The 14,607-nt window shown below is 57.8% G+C and carries 12 protein-coding genes; 3 read left to right on the top strand and 9 right to left on the bottom strand.

The window, feature by feature from the left end; translation table 11 throughout:
- Positions 1-11: 11 nt before the first annotated feature.
- From M0D65_RS30720 to M0D65_RS30710, 3 genes are all read right to left on the bottom strand, one after another.
- Entirely contained in the window at positions 12-836 is an 825-nt protein-coding gene (locus tag M0D65_RS30720; protein ID WP_091014630.1) for an ABC transporter permease, read from the bottom strand.
- Positions 833-1,825 (bottom strand): ABC transporter substrate-binding protein, encoded by a 993-nt coding sequence (locus M0D65_RS30715; RefSeq protein ID WP_266255922.1) that lies wholly within the window; start codon positions 1,823-1,825, stop codon positions 833-835. The genes M0D65_RS30720 and M0D65_RS30715 overlap by 4 nt, the downstream gene beginning before the upstream one ends.
- A 169-nt stretch (positions 1,826-1,994) precedes the next feature.
- Positions 1,995-3,029 carry a LacI family DNA-binding transcriptional regulator gene (locus M0D65_RS30710; RefSeq protein WP_266255859.1) on the bottom strand — a complete coding sequence of 345 codons (1,035 nt, stop codon included), beginning with the start codon at positions 3,027-3,029 and terminating at the stop codon, positions 1,995-1,997.
- Positions 3,030-3,840: 811 nt separating this feature from the next.
- On the opposite strand from M0D65_RS30710, the gene M0D65_RS30705 reads away from it, so the two are divergent.
- Entirely contained in the window at positions 3,841-4,674 is an 834-nt protein-coding gene (locus tag M0D65_RS30705) for a hypothetical protein (protein WP_266255858.1), read from the top strand.
- A gap of 94 nt (positions 4,675-4,768) precedes the next feature.
- Positions 4,769-5,032: a hypothetical protein gene (locus tag M0D65_RS30700; protein WP_266255857.1), complete on the top strand. Its 264-nt coding sequence runs from the start codon at positions 4,769-4,771 to the stop codon at positions 5,030-5,032.
- Between the two features lie 84 nt (positions 5,033-5,116).
- Here the strand turns inward: M0D65_RS30700 and M0D65_RS30695 are convergent, their stop codons facing one another.
- The 5 genes from M0D65_RS30695 to M0D65_RS30675 are packed head-to-tail and all read right to left on the bottom strand — an operon-like array spanning position 5,117 to position 12,517.
- Positions 5,117-5,377: a PAAR domain-containing protein gene (locus M0D65_RS30695; protein ID WP_266255856.1), complete on the bottom strand. Its 261-nt coding sequence runs from the start codon at positions 5,375-5,377 to the stop codon at positions 5,117-5,119.
- A 48-nt stretch (positions 5,378-5,425) separates the two neighbouring features.
- Complete coding sequence (locus tag M0D65_RS30690; protein WP_266255855.1) at positions 5,426-5,824, bottom strand: hypothetical protein; 399 nt, start codon at positions 5,822-5,824, stop codon at positions 5,426-5,428.
- Between the two features lie 28 nt (positions 5,825-5,852).
- Positions 5,853-7,472, bottom strand: coding sequence for a DUF2875 family protein (locus tag M0D65_RS30685; RefSeq protein ID WP_266255854.1), 1,620 nt, complete (start codon positions 7,470-7,472; stop codon positions 5,853-5,855).
- A gap of 6 nt (positions 7,473-7,478) precedes the next feature.
- Entirely contained in the window at positions 7,479-9,677 is a 2,199-nt protein-coding gene (locus M0D65_RS30680) for a DUF3274 domain-containing protein (protein WP_266255853.1), read from the bottom strand.
- A 26-nt stretch (positions 9,678-9,703) separates the two neighbouring features.
- Positions 9,704-12,517: a type VI secretion system Vgr family protein gene (locus tag M0D65_RS30675; RefSeq protein ID WP_266255921.1), complete on the bottom strand. Its 2,814-nt coding sequence runs from the start codon at positions 12,515-12,517 to the stop codon at positions 9,704-9,706.
- A gap of 561 nt (positions 12,518-13,078) precedes the next feature.
- Here M0D65_RS30675 and M0D65_RS30670 point away from each other — a divergent pair.
- Positions 13,079-14,011, top strand: a complete 933-nt coding sequence (locus M0D65_RS30670) for an SOS response-associated peptidase family protein (RefSeq protein WP_266255852.1) — start codon at positions 13,079-13,081, stop codon at positions 14,009-14,011.
- Between the two features lie 188 nt (positions 14,012-14,199).
- Here M0D65_RS30670 and M0D65_RS30665 read toward each other — a convergent pair whose 3' ends face one another.
- On the bottom strand, positions 14,200-14,400 hold the full coding sequence (locus M0D65_RS30665) for a hypothetical protein (protein ID WP_266255851.1): 201 nt from the start codon (positions 14,398-14,400) through the stop codon (positions 14,200-14,202).
- Between the last annotated feature and the right edge of the window lie 207 nt (positions 14,401-14,607).

The following is a 14,607-nucleotide window of genomic DNA, read 5'->3' as shown; positions in this document are numbered from 1 at the left end:
AGGGGCGTGTTTCAGGCAGTAGCCGCAACAGCGGAGCCGGTCGCGTTACGCGCGAGCGCGAGTACTAGCCAGGTCACGATGCCGAGCACGATCGACAGGCCAGCGGCCGTCACCATGTTCGCGTTCAGCGTGAACTCGGTGTAGATGGTCATCGGCAGGACGGAGATATCGGTGGCGAGCGTGAACGCCGTGCCGAATGCGCCCATCGAAGTGGCAAAGCACACTGCACCGGCCGCGATCAATCCCGGCGACAACGCGGGCAGCACGATGTCGCGCATGATCTGCCACGGCGACGCACCGAGCGAACGCGCGGCTTCTTCAAGTGAGGCATCGAGTTTTGTCGCAGACGCCATCACCGTGACGATCACGCGCGGAATCGAAAAGTACAGATACCCGACGAAAAGCCCCGCCATCGAATACGCGAACACCCAGCGGTCACCGGTCAGCTTCAGCGACAACGCACCGATCAACCCCTGACGGCCCGCAAGCATGATCACCATGAAGCCGACGACGACGCCAGGAAACGCGAGTGGAAACGTCAGCAGTGCGAGCAGCATGCGCTTGCCGGGAAATTCACGCCGCGCGAGCAGCAACCCCGATATCACCGACAGCACGAGCGTAGCCGCCGTGACCGCCGCCGACAGCAACACGGTCGCACCCAGACTCTCCATGTAACGCGAGTTGGTCAGCAACGCACGATACGTGGCGAACGCATGACCGTCGGCGCTCACCTGGACGAGCGTACCCATCGGCAGCAGCCAGAACGCGCAAAACACCGCGAGCGCCGGCGCAAGCAACGCGATGCGCCAGCGCAGCGGGAACGTGACGTCGTTCAATGCATCACCTGCAGATACTGCTCGCCGAAGCTTTGCTGCTGACCTGCCATCTTTGCGAAATCGACGGTGTGTGCGCGCGCATAGTCGCTGGCCGGCAGGAACTTCGAGGCGACATCGGGGCTCATCGCGCTCGCGCGGACTGGACGCAGCCATGCATTGGCCCACAGCTTCTGGCCTTCGTCGGAGAGCACGAAATCGAGCACCTTCTTGCCATTTGCTTCGTGCGGCGCGCCCTTGACGAGGCTCATCACGTACGGCACCGAGATCGTGCCTTCCTTCGGAATCACGAACTCGACGTTCGCCTGGTCCTTGTATTTCGCGCGATACGCATCGAAGTCGTAGTCGAGCAGGATTGGAATTTCACCGGACAGCACACGCGCGTAAGCGGTCTGCTTCGGCACGATCGGCGCGTTGGCTTTCAGCTTGCTGAACCAGTCGAGTGCCGGTTTGAAATTGTCGAAGCTGCCGCCAAGTGCCTCGTTGACGGCGACCGCACCTGCATAACCGACAAACGCACTCGACGGATCGAGGTAACCGATCATGCCTTTGTATTCGGGCTTCAGCAGATCGGCCCACGAACGCGGCACCGGCTTGCCTTCAAGTGCGTCCTTGTTGACGAAGAAGCCGAGCGTGCCCGAGTGGATCGCGAACCAGTAGCCCTGCGGGTCCTTCAGATTGGCGGGGATGTCGTTCCAGTGCGCGGGCTTGTACGGCTGGATCACGCCTTTATCTTTTGCCTGGAACGCCGACGACACACCCAGATAGACGACATCGGCTACGGGGCTTTTCTGCTCCGCCATCAGTTGCGCGATCGACTGCCCCGAGTTCTTGTTGTCGAACGGTACGCGGATACCGGTCTTTTGCTGGATCGCCTTGATCTGGCTCGCCCAGTCGGCCCATTCGGGCGGGCAGTTGTAGCAGATCGCGGTTTCGTCGGCGTAGGCGAACTGCGGTGCCGCAACACCGGCGAGCAGGGTGGTGCTGAGCACGGCAAGCGAGGTCGCGACGGGCGCGACACGCAGCGCAGCGGCAAGCCGCGCGATGCCTGCCGCGGATGCGGATAACGCCGTGCGCGCGAGGCGCAGCAGCGGGGTGGAGTTGCAATGGGAACGGCGGGTCACAGGAGGTCTCCTTGTGGTCAGAGCGGAACGTAGGGAGTCAGGCGGTGGTGCGAGGGGTCTCGCTGGTATGCGAAATTGCGGCGATCGTTGCGCCTGTGCGCAGCGTGTGCGGCAGCGTGAGCGCGAGTGAAGTATCGGGTGCGGTGCGATCGATGCGCGCGATCAACCGATGCCACGCGGCGCTGCCGATCTCGCGATTCGGCGCACAGATGCTCGCGAGCGGCGGCGATAGCAGCTCGCCCATCGCGAGACCGTCGAAGCCGAGGATCGACATGTCGTTGGGAACTTGCAGGCGTGCACGATGCAGGCCGCGCATCACGACCATTGCGAGCAGATCGTTGCTGCAAAAGAGCGCGGTAGGGCGGTGCGGGCCGGTGGTTAGATGCGCGAGCACAGAGGGTGCGAGTTCGTTGGCGTTGAAGTCGATTTCGAGCGCGGGCGCAGCGACGAGGCCGGCTTGCTGCATTGCCTGCGCGTAACCGAGATGGCGCAATCGCGCGCGATCTGAAGCCGCGAGCGTGCCGGCCAGCATCAGGATGCGGCGATGACCGTGCGCGATCAACATGCGCACACCGTCGAATGCAGCGAGCCGGTTGTCGACCGATACCGCCGGACGACGCACCGTATCGTTGTGCATCAACACGTAGAGCAGCCCGTCGCGGTCGAGCTCGTCGAGCAGCGGATGCGTGTCGGCATCGGCGACCGTCAGGATCAGCCCTTCGACGCGTTGCGCGCGCAGCGTTTCGATCGCGTGGCGCTCGCGATCGGCGTCGTATTGCGTCGTCATCAGCATCAATCGATAGCCGTGTGCGGCAGCGAGGTCATCGATGCCTTGTAGACATTCGGCGAACACGGGGTTGGCGAGTGTCGGCAGCACGACACCGATCAGGCGCGTGCGTTCGCCGCGCAGTTGCCGGCCGAGCGGACTCGGGCGGAAGTTCAGCGTGTCGATCGAACGGCGGATTTTCTCCAGTGTGAGTGGATTGACCGTATGCGGCGCGTTGATCGCGCGCGAGACCGTCGCGATCGAAAACCCCGCGTGGGCGGCTACGTCCTTGATGGTCGGAATCATCGAAATCGGCCTGTTGTAAACGTTTTCGTCGAGCGGATTATCGATATGCTTTATGACTACGCGATGACGTGCAGCGGGTGATCGGGGTGAGGGAGGCAGAGATTTTGGAGTGCCTGCGGCGCGATGGTAGAATCGCGTCCGCCCTTGCCGGGGTGATGAAATTGGTAAACATAGCGGACTTAAAGTATTGAGTGCCCGGCCGGAAACGGCCGGTGCAGAACCCCTCAAATTCGGTGAAACCCCTGGAGCGCGATGAGCGCTGCCGAGGCAACGCCGAGCCAAGCCTGCCTGCGTTTGTGATCTTGATCTCGATCTCGATTGCGACGCCTGGTGTGGAAGGTGTAGAGACTAGACGGGGGGCGCCTAAGGTGGCGCGGCGGGCTTGGCCCGACGCGCGCGATGGTGAAGGCATAGTCCAGCGCACGAACGGCCTTGTTTTTTGTTATGCAAGGCCGGCGTCGAAAGACGTGGTGTGACGAAAATCCGCCGCTTAACAGCTTGCCGGTTCGAGTCCGGTCCCCGGCACCAGATGACATTTCCGTGCGCTTTCTGTCGAATGTCTATTCCTGTAGAAACAAGGGCTTATACTCATTCCCTTGTTATTCTCGTGCGTGTCTTTCGACAACGAAAGGTAGAGAATGCGGACAAAACTCCCCATTTTCTACTCACGGAATTCCCCACGAATAGCATCGATTACTCCGCACAGAGACGGGCTCAGGGTCTATGTATGCGTGCCCGGCAAGAGCGGCTCGAATCGCGACCGCTATCGAAGGCGGCCACTTCCACGTAGGCCGAGTGGCGCGATAAACGCTTGACTGATTCCTCGTCGTCGGACGGCAAGAAAGTGCACGCCGTCGCGAGCGGCTCCGGTGCTGCACGAGACCAGCAGTCCCGATTTCTGGAGCGCTTCAGAACAATGGCCGGAAAATCACTAACGAAAGTCATCAAGTATCTGGCGATTTTTGCAGTTCTTTTTGTTGCCGTGTGCTACCTCGTCCCCGAGTTCCCGGAAAACCCTCAGTCGAGCAGTGAGTCAATTGACGAGCTGAAGCTCAACGGGGCGGGAGACATGCTGCTTGTACGCACAGAACAATACGACTACGACTTCGCTCTTCCCAGTCGAACCCTGAGCGTGGCATTGGCGCCTTTGAAACACTCGGTTCCGATAAAGCGCTCCGATACGCCATGGTACGCGCACGGAGAACTGTCGGATCTGCAGATCAACACCAATGGCAGCTTTAGCTCGCGTCTTACGGTAACGTTCATTGGCTACGATTCAGATATCCGTCCTCTTGATATCGGGCTCCCGCATACGGAAATTGCCCGGCTGGAAAAATATGGTTTTACGCAAGTCAAGAATGACGCCACCGGTGATTTCAACGCTACGTGGTCCACGAACATTACCGGCCATCGGCATGACCATAACAGCCTCGGGGCGTATTCAGGAGCGGACCTGTTAACCTGCTGCAACAGTGATCTCCGGGTAATTCTCGACACGCAGGAGAAGATGGAGCACAACGTTCGTCTCAACGGCTTGCTACGGCCTTTAACCATGGTTACGGATGCCGTAAAAAGCGTCATTTCGGATTTCTTCTTCCTCATATTTTTATTGTTCGGCGGTAAATTTGAGCTGCCTCGTGGCTGAGAGGCGCGTGCGTTCCGATGTGGCGTGGTGAACAGGTCGCGCATCGATCTTCCGCTAGATGACTTGTCAGTTGCATACATTGAGAGAACTGCATATGAACCTGGAGCTCGCCGCACCGTATATCGCCATAGGAGCGCTCTTCGTCTCTGTCGGGTGGCTTCTGATTTCGCCGTTCATAATCTATTTTCAATTCAAAGCGGGCGCGCGAAAATGGGCGTTCGGAACGATTGGCCTATCGATTGTGCCGATTGGCTATCTTGCAGGTGTCGTGTGGCTATTTTTCTTTAGTGGCCCTTGGGGACAGGTGGTGTGCTGCGGTCTTTTCGACGGCCAGAGCTTATTCACCTACATGGCGTGATTTGTCGTCTCGGCTCGAAACGACGGGTCGCAATACGGCGAGCGATTTGGCATCTGAAATCGACGGACATACGAGCCGGAACGATCAACCACCTGTGGTCGACTGGCTGGCGATCAGGCGTGCGCCGCACGCGAGTTCGTCCCCATCGCAGGCGGCCGGCTGTCCCGAGAGGCGCGCATTGCCCGACACTTTCGCAATGTGGGTTTGACCGTGAATCTCGCAGATGGCGGGGTCGTTGAGTCGCGCAATTGCCCGCCCCTTGATGTGGGACTTCGGCGCACCGGACAGCACATGACCACCGTGACTGTGGGTGTCGCCTTCAAGGATGTATCGCTTTTCACCCATAACGTTTGCCTCTCGTAGGCTGGCAATTCCGAGGTCAGAAGATCGCCGCTAGTTCCGGAACGACTGCGTGCCGGCGATCCCACCCAATGCTATCCAATCAGCCGTGATCGCGCCCACTACAACCAATATGGCGACGCACGCCCATTGCGGTCGCTTGGCCTTGAAGAGCCTGTATATAACAAAGGGAGATGCGAGAATCCACAGTGGAGCAATCGCTGCAAAGAAAAAGAACACACCGAAAGAACCGTCGCTCATATTTCCAGAGAATGCCGCGTGCGCGAGATATACCGCGCCTGCTACGGTCAGCAGATAGACGACGCCAACTGGGGCCAGTGCCGCAACCGGCATCCGGTCCGAACGCCCTGTGACAACAAGCTTGTTGATAACAAGCGGCGATGCAAGGATCCATGCCAGCGAAATCCACGCCTGAAAATCAAGTTTGTTCATTGTTGGTGGGCCAAGGTTTGGGTACGTCCTAGAAGTCCCAGCTAAATGTCTGCGGATGCGCCTTGCGTGATGCAGCGTCAGGCGGCGTCATCATGACGATCGTCGCGTGCAACGGATCGCGCAGATTGACGAGGGCACTCGTCTTGCCATCACCATATCCCATCATCAGAGCGAGCGCCATTTGTACCCACGTCGAACTGGTCCCAGTATCCCCCCCGATACGACGTTGCATGTCGAATGCATCTTTCGGGTCATCGAGGTCGATGTGTTGGGGATTGTCATGCAGCGCCTGAACGAGAAGAGCGAGGTTGTTTGTCGACGCGCCGGTATCGAAGAACATTCGGCTCGGTTGATCACCTGGCGAGAGAGTGGCCAGCGCCTGCTGCCATCCTTCACGGACCTTGTCCAGTCGTTCGGCCTTTTTGAGCGGCTCGCCATGGCCATCGCTCAGGTCGATTCGCACCGGCCGATGCAGATAGGAGAGTACAGGCCAGTCGTCATACTCCTTCAGTTGCCAGGTCGTCCACGGCACTGGTACCCACGGGTCTGGTTTGAACCCGGCCGGTGCCTTCAACGGTGTTGTCTTCCAGAACTCCGCCAGTTTGCCTTGCCAGTAGTCCCACGGCATCTGGTAGACCCCGAACGACGGTTGTGGATAGGCATTCTGTTGGGCAAAGAAATAATTCCAGAGCTTGATTACGTCGTATTGCGTCTTGGTGTTGTCGATCTCTTCAGGTGTATCCACAACATAAGGTCGGATCAATCGATCCACGCGATCTTTGCGTGTCACCAAAAGTGCGACGAAGCTATCTGGCTGCTTCGGCACAAAGTACCCTTTCGTATGGAGCAGATCTCGATCGGCGCCAGCCGATCGCAGGTAAGAGCGGGTTTGAAGACCGTCCTCAACCAGGACAACCGCTGCGGGCAAATCAGGATGCTGGTCAAAAAACTCGAACAGGCGTGCGACCACGTCATCGCCGTGGTCGGTATGAATCTCATCAAGGCGGATATAGATCGGATTCCCGATGCCTGCGCCATTATCGGCGCTGTTTATATGCGTCGCCATGCGATCAGCTTCCGAGTCATTCGCAGCGCGTGGCGGGCCTGCAACGATCACGGGAATCGGCCAGAAATCTACCCAATCTCGAAGTGTGTAGCCGAACACGTTATTTTCACGTTGTCGGGCCGCCGACGATCGATCGTCGGGCGTGTAAGGATATTCCTTCGGATCCCGTGATAGAAGCGCACCCTTTGGGCCGGCTTCGTCGAGACGCATCAATATGGCGCGTTGACGAAACTTATCGACTGTCACTCCGAAACGACGCACCTCGAGCGTGAAGCTCTGATCTCGTTGCATGTCAGCTGAAGCTTTCCCTCCTGCAGCTGCTCCCTGCACGGCGGCAGGGCCAACCTCTTGCCTCGCATCGTCCTTGTGTGCCCAGATGCTGTATCCCGCATACACAGCTCCCGATAGCAATAGCGGTGGCAGGACCAACAGCAGCAGACGTTGGATCATTGATGTGTCTCCTAAGGGCGAATAGCCGCCCATGGTAAGGAGTTTCAGCGCCACGATCCAGATCAATGCGAGCACTGGCAGTGCGAACAGGAACAACCGGATGCCGGAGGGGCGAGTCATAGTGGTCGTCATAACGCGTCACAACGCCGGCTGATCAAACGACGGATCGGCCCGCATTTGCTTGACTGCTAGAGTGTCCCTGGCCTGGATAGTCTCGCTTACTACTGGTGCTGGTGGTGTTGCCGGTACAAGGTCAGAGGGGAATTTCCCCACATCGTAATATGCGCAATTCGCCTCCACGATTCTTTGGGTCATACCTTCGAGACTGGGATAGTTGGGACTGGCATCTTTCACCTGTTGTATCGGTATGCGCCAGTCGGCGATTGCGCGCAATAGCGCTTGCCAGTGAGGATCGTCCAACGCGCGAGCCTGGCCGATTGAGACATCAAACGCTGTCGCGCAGCGGTGGTTCAAACGCCCACTCATTACCGCGGAGTGATATGAGTCGTCCACCGTGTAATTATTCATCAACCGCACCTTCGCCTCGTTCGGGGTTTCCGTCCGAAGCACTACGATGGTGTCCCGTACAAGCCTGAGATTCTCGTCGCCGCCGTCGTACGCATTGGCTATCGCGTCCACCTTGCATTGGTCGTCCGGACCCTTTTCGGAGTTCAGTACTTGCTCAACCTCCTTTGCAGTCGGCAGATCGCCTATATTCAGACCGGGCCATCGCATTCTGTACGGCGTCACTTGCTGAAGGTCTGAAGCGCTCAGTGCGGTCTCTGCGTCGACCTGATCAATCGACTGTTTGGTACCCTCGAACTCATTTGGAGATTTCCCGTCGAGCGGCTGCGGCTTTCCCCCGGCGTCAGGAAGTCGGTTTTCCTCCAAATCCGGATTGAAAGGCGGCGTCAGTGCTTCACCGTTGATGTTGCGCATCGTGTTCTCGGCGATCTGTGCCTGTTTTGCAAGTGCCGATGTACCACTGGCGCCGTGCGAAGTCTCGCCATGCTCACGCATATTGTATGGTCCAGGGGGAGTTCCGACCTGGACGGGTTTGCCATGTCGCAAACGGCGCGTAAAGATCCGCTGGCGAAAAGTGTCCGACACCAACCCTATAGCCGATGGCTTCGCACCTTCCTGCGCAGGAGCTGCATTTATCGAATTGGGTAACCCAATACTGCCCATTCCGTTCACGCCCCTGAGCCCAACGGTTTGATCTTCAGGACAAAAATATACATACACTTTGCCACGGTTATCGCGCTCGGCGAACACAACCGATGTGTTCCCTTCAGGCCCTGTCAGCCGGGTGGCATGATCCGGGTCCCACTTTGGGCCAGTGACTCCGTAGTTATCGTTACCCTTTTGGTGCTTCAGTTTTTGAGGGGGCGGTGTACCGTATTTGGCGGACGCAACTACGCCCGTTAGGTTCGCCAGGGTTTTCACACGCGCCCAGATCGTTTGTTGTTGGTTCCCGGTTTGCAGCGTCTGGTCCATGCTCGATTCAGCAAATGAGTATGGCGAATCAATCAAGATCAGGGTGTCGGCTGGCCGGTCGAATGCCCCACGGTTTTGCGGATTCAGCCCGTCGACCAGGAACGCTTGAGCGAGCAACGAGATTATCGTGCCCTGGCTGTGCGCGATGATGTTAACCGTCCCGTCCTTGTCGATAATCCGAATCTGCCGGACCAGTGCGGCGAGCCGCATCGCTGCCAATACCATGTAGTGCCGATTCGGTGCTTCGTATAACGGATGGGTCAGATCATCGTTCTTCCAGTTCAGGAATGCAGTCTTTAAGCCTCCCTCAAAGTGTGAGTCGAACATGGCCGGTATGTTAGTCGTCGCGTTCGCGAACATCCCGCCGTTCTTCGCGCGATGACTATCGAGGCGGTTGCCGAACTTGTCGACATACTGACCATTCTTGATCTGTTTGCGGGCCTTTTTTGCCATGTCGGCAGTACTGGCTTTGAACCCCCAATAGAACGGGATTAGCGGACTCTTCGTCCCCTCCGACTCCTGGCGGCGGTAGATCACGTCGTCAAGATGCTTCATGAGGTCAGAGGTCTTTACGTTGGTCGGATCGTTTGGCGTGCGCCCGTGCGTGTACGTGCCGCCCTTCAGGTCTTTGCGACCAAGCCGGTCATTCAACCCCTCGCACAGTCCGCCCTCAACCGTCCCGAAATCCACACCGAGATCATTCACGCCGTGGATCAAGATCGTCGTGCAGGGCAACCTTTGCGGCAGCGGCACGTGACGATGGGCTTTGCTATCCCGGTTCGGTACGGTTGTGCCGGTGTGGTGCGCGATGGGCTTGCGCCCAGAATCTGTGTCGCTCATTGAAATCACCCGTTATTTGTTCTGAGTCAAATCTGGTCAAACACCTTGATATTGGCGATCCGCATCACATCACTCTGCACAAGCTGCGTGAGCCCGTCTGCGTCCGACGTTCCCTTGATCACCCGGCCATCATCGAGCGTGATCTCATAGGGCTTGTTTGGCGCCGGATGTGGCGTGTCTGCGGTTTCGGTACCGGGGTAATGCAGACGGAACTTCTGATCGGTTCCATCCTTACCAAAGCTCGGCCGGTCTGCCTGATCGGTAGATGGGCCAACAAAATCGTGACTCGCTGTATGAGCCTCGAATGCACCATTCGAACCGACAGTGATTCCACCACCGATCTTGACGTAGCTGCCGTCCTCGGCGACCAGACGGATCGTCTTGCCCGTAATCAGGACTTCGCCTGTCGACGACGTGATCTGTGCGTTCTTCTGTGCGTTGACGACGACCTCATCTGCCTGTGCCTGGAGTAGCAACTTGCCTTGATTGGCGATCGCCGCAACGCCGCCTTGCTGCGCGAACAGCGAGACTCCTTCGCCTGCCTGCACGGTGACGTGCTGGCCGCCTGTCAGTTGCAGATGCTTCTGCGCCACCTGGTCGATGTTCTCTCCGGCGTAGGTTACGTGCGTCTTTGGCGTCAGGTTCACCGATCCGGCCTGCGCGCCAAATGCCATTAGCGCCTGTGACCCGGCTGTGGCGCCGGCACCTGTTCCCGCCTGACCTTCGCCGGGTTTCCAGCCTTTGAAGGTTGAGGCGATCGCTTGCTGGCCGGTCAGGTCCGTCGTCTGCCCACCGTGCTGGCCGGCGTAATCTCCAAGGGATTTGAAGAGTTCCGTGCACTCGCTGAGCAACTGAACCAGTTCATCGCGGTCAAGCTGGCCACCGCTCGCCTGCGTGCGAGCGTAGGTTGTCAGCAGGATGCCCTGTGCCGCCCGCAGTGCAGCCGCCGCGTCCGTGCGCAGTTCGGCGCCTTCGCCGCGATCCTGTCCACTGCCATTATTGCGAGGCTGGGTCAGATACCCCAGGTTCAGCTCGGAATACGCGTGCTGGCTCGCGAGCTGCGCGCTGATTTGCTGTGGCGTGTCGTCGAATCTGAGCTGGCCGCCATATCGGCTTCCCTTGATTTCCTTCGACTTCATCCCGGACAGATAGCGGTTGCCTGGCAGGTTACCGGTATGGCTGAACGTCGCCGGTGGATTCGGGCCGCTCGAAAGTACCCCTATGATGACCATGCGATCGGGGTCACCACCGACTGTGCCCAGCAGTACCTCCATGCCAACGCGTAGGGGAATGTTGGCCCCGAATCCTGCGCCCGCTAGGGAGCATGCGACGCGTACCGGCGCGCTGTCGCTTGGGTTGCTGTTGGTGCCTGCTCCTTGCGCATGGGCGTGATCATCGGCGTTGAGCCCCTGAATCTGTACACGCACACGTCCCAGCTCGTCGACGAACACTTCCTCACCATCGGGGCCGACCACGACCGCGGTGATGAGATGATCAGGCGGTAGATCGACAGCCGGTTCGTAGGCGGGCGTAAGCGGCACGCCCCGATGCACGCACGAAAACGTATTCTGGTAGCGCGTGTCAGCGTGTCCGTTGCTGACAGATGAAGTGGGCAATGCAGCAGATGACGAGGCGTGCGCGTCAAACAACGAACGGCTCGCTTCGAGCAGCGTCATCACCTGATCGTCGAGATCCTTCGGCAGGTTGTTGTCGCCGCGGTGATGCAGTGACGTGATAACGAACTGGCGGTCACTCTCACTCTGGGCGTCAAGGATGGGGTGTTCAGATACCTGGACCCACGAACCCACGGCAAGATCACGCACACCACTGATCGCATCGATCCGTGCGGCCTGGAATTCGTGGGCAAGCATGCGGTCGTGACTGATCCGGTCGTGATCGTTCCACGAGTCGAACGCGTGCGGCACATCGATCACGGAGTCCGACAGCAGGTGAGCGATGTCATTACCCGCTGTACCCTGATCGAGATTGGTGGCCTGGTTGGATTGATGAACGCTGCCTTGCTTGTAGTCCCAGCTCGCACGCTCCACGCGGCCAGCTACCAGTTCGAACATCCATGACCAGTAGGTGATCGAATCGCGCTGTTCGGTAGCTGCGTCGCGCGCGTGATAGCGCACCGTGCCCGCTGCACACTGCGGCAGGCGCATCGGATCGTCACAGAACACGAGCGTATGGATCGGCGTGCTGTCTCCACCGCCTGACGATGGTTGACTTGTCGCTGTCCCTGCCTTGACGAAGAAGGTGACGCCATCGCGGCGCAGCAGGCGCTGGATGAAACGGGCGTCAGTCTCGTTGTCCTGCCGGACGAGTTCACGTGCGGGATAGCGCGAACTCTGCAGCCCTGACACATCGAAGTCGAAAGCACTTGCAAGGGCAGGGCTGCGCTGCCTCCACTCGCCAAGCAGCGTCTGGAGGATGTCAGGCAGATTCATGGTGCGGAAGATGCGCGAATTGCGGCGCTTCTCCATGACGGAGAGGGCGTCTCTCACCGTCAATTCATAGCAGCACAGTGAGCCATCCCATTGTCCGCGCCTGAATCTCGTGATGATCCCGTTGATGGCGTGCAACTGACCCCGGTCGGTGACGATCTGCACTGACACGGGCACACCGAGGAATTTCTTCTCTGAAAGATCGGCCTGTGACGACACGCAGGTCAACCGGCCGTGCAGGCCCGTCATAAGCCCTTCGGTGATGTCGAGGCGCTGGAGTACCAGTAACTGTTCGAGGGCGCGCTGCTGTGTGCCGAAACTCAGGCGGGCGGGGCGGTTATTGGAATCAAGCGCGGCGGAAGCGAGGGCGCGCAGGGATGCGGCGGGGTTCATCACGAGTCTCTCAGGGTTGGTCTCTTCATCGTCTCAGGCGATTTCGCCCGTAATGCCACCCAGATGGCGACCCCCTGATTCGCCAGAGGATATCAAAATGCGCAACATTTAAACAGAAAATAACCAGATTTAACTATCTGTATGTTATTTGTATGGATTGGTCCTGCAATATACAAGCTTGCTGGACGTTTGAATGAAACCTTTATGTTTGTCCCTTGGTTTGGGATTTTTGCTTGGCAGTCGTTGTGGAATATGGTTGCTGAAGAGCCACCGAATCTTGTACATACGATCAAGTGCCCGTCGCCGTCTTTCGCCGACATTTTCTGCCTGGTTCAAAAATACTCACTAAGTTCGTGGAGCAGTTAACATAGACGCACGACCTCAAACTTTAGCCGCTCGACATCTCTGTTTGGATCGGCGCATTATTTCTTGCGCGTGGCGTTCAGTAGCATTTTTAGCGATGAATTGAAGCCGGGGTATGATTAAAATACCTGTATGGATGCGCGGTATATTCAGATCATGTGTGCAATACCATGCAAGGATAGACGGGGAGCGGTGACCATGTGCTATTCGGCGCAGATTCGTGCTGATTACCGCAAATATGTCAGGATTTTCGGTGCGGACATGAGTCTGCGGGAGTTCGCGCGTCTCTATTGGGGAATTGCCGAAGGTAGTACGCAGGGGGTGACCCTAAAGGCAATGGACGCGGTATTTTCCGATCCGTTGGTCGACGGGCACGACACCATCGCCCCGTATATCGAGAAAATCAAAGCCATGCAGGAACAGCCTCTGCAGCAGGAACTGTTCGAGCAACGTAAGCGCTTTGCCGATGCGGAGCGAGCGCTGCAGGAAAAGACGACGAAGGCCGCGACGGAGAGCCGGCGCATTGCAGACAAGAAAATCAGGGCCGCGTTGCGCCGGCTTGAAGATCTCAACCGCAAGGAACTAACGGATTCTGACTCCCGGATTTACCCCGGATGGTATGCACCTGTGGCGATCGTTCAGGACGGTCAACGAACGCTCGTGCCGATGCGTTTCCGGTGCCGTCTGCCTGGGTGGACGGCTGAAATTGAAAAGAAGAAAGACGGAACGTACTGCGCGCGGCGGGACAGTTTGAAAACGGCCTGGCGGCATCTTTTCGGGGTTCGACACGGGGTGATACTCGCAGACTGCTTTTATGAACACGTCAAACGCAACGGCAAAAATGTCATTCTGCGTTTCGATCCGGCGCCGGGTGAACCGCTCATGCTGGCGTGCCCCTGGAACCTGACGTCAACGCCTGGCGAGCCAGATATCTACTCGTTTGCCGTAATCACCGACGACCCACCGCCAGAGGTTGCTGCTGCCGGACACGACCGCTGCGTCATCCCGATCAAGTTAGAGAACGTCAACACGTGGCTGAACCCGGATCCGCGAGATCTTGCTACCCAATTAGCTATCCTGGACGACAAGATGCGACCGTATTATGAGCACGAGATCGAGAAGGCAGCGTGATTCGAAAGTGACTTTGTTGACGTCTACTTTCTTGGAATCTCGCTCGAAGGCCCGCTGCGATGACCGCGAGCTGATCACCTGAGCATTTCTCTGGCGAACAAACGTCCAGGGCGCCATGGTCGGTCATGAGACGAACGATCAAGTGCAAGTCACAACGATTAACATTGCCGACGAAGAATTTCATGCCATCAAGAAAAAAACGCAAGACACTTCACGTGTTGTTCGATACTAACGCCATCTTTGCAGACAGCTTTGAACAGCTCATCAGCAGAAAGGCTGCCGGAGCTATCGCGGACCACTCCAGGCATGGCGATCTGGATATCGTTTGGATTCTCCCAGAAGTCGTTCGACTCGAGCGTGAGTACCAGATGCGAGACAAATTTCGCCACGTTCTAACGCCTACGAAACAGGTCGAACAATTACTCGGTGCAAATTGGGAAATTTCCCAAGAAACGATACACGGCTCCATAGCGTCACGAATCGATCATCAGCTGGCCTCCTGCAAAATATCCGTTAGAGCGTGTGACGCTGACCTTGTTGATTGTTGATTTCCACCGAGTCTTAACCCACCGATTTCATCTAAATCTGACCCACCC

Source organism: Paraburkholderia sp. CHISQ3 (genome assembly GCF_030464945.1).
Classification (GTDB): domain Bacteria; phylum Pseudomonadota; class Gammaproteobacteria; order Burkholderiales; family Burkholderiaceae; genus Paraburkholderia; species Paraburkholderia megapolitana.
This window is presented reverse-complemented; position numbering and strand designations above follow the sequence as displayed.

Excerpts from the sequence above, each read along its gene's own strand:
- M0D65_RS30690 (WP_266255855.1), bottom strand. The coding sequence starts at position 5,824 with ATGAACAAACTTGATTTTCAGGCGTGGATTTCGCTGGCATGGATCCTT.
- M0D65_RS30695 (WP_266255856.1), bottom strand. The coding sequence starts at position 5,377 with ATGGGTGAAAAGCGATACATCCTTGAAGGCGACACCCACAGTCACGGT.
- M0D65_RS30675 (WP_266255921.1), bottom strand. The coding sequence starts at position 12,517 with ATGAACCCCGCCGCATCCCTGCGCGCCCTCGCTTCCGCCGCGCTTGAT.
- M0D65_RS30700 (WP_266255857.1), top strand. The coding sequence starts at position 4,769 with ATGAACCTGGAGCTCGCCGCACCGTATATCGCCATAGGAGCGCTCTTC.
- M0D65_RS30680 (WP_266255853.1), bottom strand. The coding sequence starts at position 9,677 with ATGAGCGACACAGATTCTGGGCGCAAGCCCATCGCGCACCACACCGGC.
- M0D65_RS30710 (WP_266255859.1), bottom strand. The coding sequence starts at position 3,029 with ATGATTCCGACCATCAAGGACGTAGCCGCCCACGCGGGGTTTTCGATC.
- M0D65_RS30670 (WP_266255852.1), top strand. The coding sequence starts at position 13,079 with ATGTGCTATTCGGCGCAGATTCGTGCTGATTACCGCAAATATGTCAGG.
- M0D65_RS30685 (WP_266255854.1), bottom strand. The coding sequence starts at position 7,472 with ATGACGACCACTATGACTCGCCCCTCCGGCATCCGGTTGTTCCTGTTC.